The sequence below is a fragment of the Microcystis sp. M49636_WE2 genome (genome assembly GCF_030065375.1).
Taxonomy (GTDB): Bacteria; Cyanobacteriota; Cyanobacteriia; order Cyanobacteriales; family Microcystaceae; genus Microcystis; species Microcystis aeruginosa_C.
The window spans coordinates 1-1,792 of record NZ_JASJFG010000753.1 but is presented as its reverse complement, the minus strand read 5'-3'; the positions used below and the strand labels follow the sequence as shown (position 1 = coordinate 1,792).

The 1,792-nt window shown below is 41.4% G+C and carries 2 protein-coding genes; one reads left to right on the top strand and one right to left on the bottom strand.

Annotated elements, in window-relative coordinates; translation table 11 throughout:
* A partial coding sequence (locus tag PX484_RS17245) for a DUF512 domain-containing protein (RefSeq protein WP_288104904.1) occupies nt 1–781 on the top strand: 781 nt, incomplete at its 5' end.
* A 204-nt stretch (nt 782–985) separates the two neighbouring features.
* Here PX484_RS17245 and PX484_RS17240 read toward each other — a convergent pair.
* A complete protein-coding gene (locus PX484_RS17240) occupies nt 986–1,780 on the bottom strand; it encodes an MlaE family lipid ABC transporter permease subunit (RefSeq protein ID WP_287765104.1) in 795 nt (264 codons plus the stop codon).
* Nucleotides 1,781–1,792: the final 12 nt, after the last annotated feature.

The window sequence follows — 1,792 nt, the reverse complement described above, 5'->3', positions numbered from 1 at the left end:
TATTAATGATGGAATTCATCTCGAAAGAACCCTGTTAGATCTGGTTTCTTTTCATCGGGGAGATATTCCCTGTGTGGAGTCGATTGCCGTAGTTCCCGTGGGATTAACCCGCTTTCGTCCCCAAGAAGATGAATTAATTCCTGTTAGCCAAGAAAAAGCGCGAGAAGTGATTGAACAAGTCCAAACTTTACAGAAAAAATTTCGTCAAGAATTTGGCAGTAATGTGGTATGGTTAGCCGATGAATGGTTTTTAATTGCCCGAGTCGATTTACCCCCTCAATCTCACTACGAAGACTATCCCCAAATCGGTAACGGAGTTGGCTCGATTCGTCAATTTATTAGGGATTTCCAGAAGACAGCTAAGAAGTTATTGCCTGCTCAAATTACTCCCTCTAGACGGTTGGTATGGGTAGTGGGAAATGCCGTAGAACAAGCTTTTCAACCCCTAGTTAAACAGTTAAATAAGGTGCGGGGTTTAACCGTGGAATTAGTGGCTTTAAATAGTGATTATTGGGGGCAGGAAATCACGGTTACGGGTTTATTAACTGGGCAAGATATTCTCAAAGGATTACAAGGTAAAAATCTTGGGGATGGGGTTTTATTACCTTCTCTCATGCTTAAGCATGGGGAAGCGGTATTTTTAGATGATATCACCCTAGAAACTGTTATTAATCAGTTAAGAGTCCCTATTTATCCAGTCCTGGGAGTGGAGGAATTAATTAAAACTTGTCTTACTCTCAATCCTTTCTCTGACTTTCTCTCACATATAGGTGAGCAGTAAAAGTGATTAAAAGAGGGCGAATGCAATTCGCCCCTACAATAATATTATTGCGCCAATGGTAGGGGCGCATCGCGTGCGCCCAAAATGTAATATAGATATTTCGACCAAATTGATTTGAGTTTTTACTGAGCGGTATTAAGTAAAAAATTGCCGTTTTCTTGGCACTGATAACTGATTACTGATTACTGATTACTGATAACTGTCTTAGCCGATTTCCGCATTACCTGTACCTTGAAACATCAGCCAAGAGAGGAAAAAATTAGCCACAAAAATCGCTAATAAAGAAGTTACCACAGCCGTGGTAGTAGATTGACCAACTCCTTTAGCACCGCCGGTGGTGGTTAAACCCCAACTGCAGCCGATAATGGCAATTAAAACCCCAAAAATTAGCGACTTTAACATAGAACTAATTAAATCCCATGTTTCCATAAAATTTTGGGCTGATTGTAAAAATAGGGAATAGGAAATGCCGTAAAGACTATCAGAAATAAATAAACCCCCCAGTAGCCCTGTGACTAAAGAGATAATAGTGAGCAGGGGTAACATTAAACTACAGGCAATCACCCGGGGAATGACCAAATAATCGATCGGATCGGTTTTTAAAATATATAAAGCGTCAATTTGTTCTGTTACTCGCATTGTACCAATTTCGGCTGCAAAAGCCGAGCCAACTCTCCCCGCCACCACCACCGCAGTTAAAACCGGGGCTAATTCCCTGGTTAAAGCCAAGGAAAGGACTCCCCCAACAAAACTACCCGCCCCAAAAAAAATAAATTCTCTGGCTACCTGAATAGTGAAAACCATACCCACAAAAGCAGCAGTAATTAGGGCAATTGTCAAGGATTCTGGTCCCACAATACTCATTTGTTCAAGAGTATTACGCCGGTGGATTTTGCCATTAAGAATATGTAAAAAAGTTTGTCCCGCTAACAAACCGGCAGCCCCCAAACGCTGAAACCATAAACTTAAACCACCGGCAACATCACTTTTTCTTGGCATTTGTCGAGGGAC

Coding starts and splice junctions, on each gene's coding strand:
- PX484_RS17240 (WP_287765104.1), bottom strand. CDS start 1,780: ATGCCAAGAAAAAGTGATGTTGCCGGTGGTTTAAGTTTATGGTTTCAG.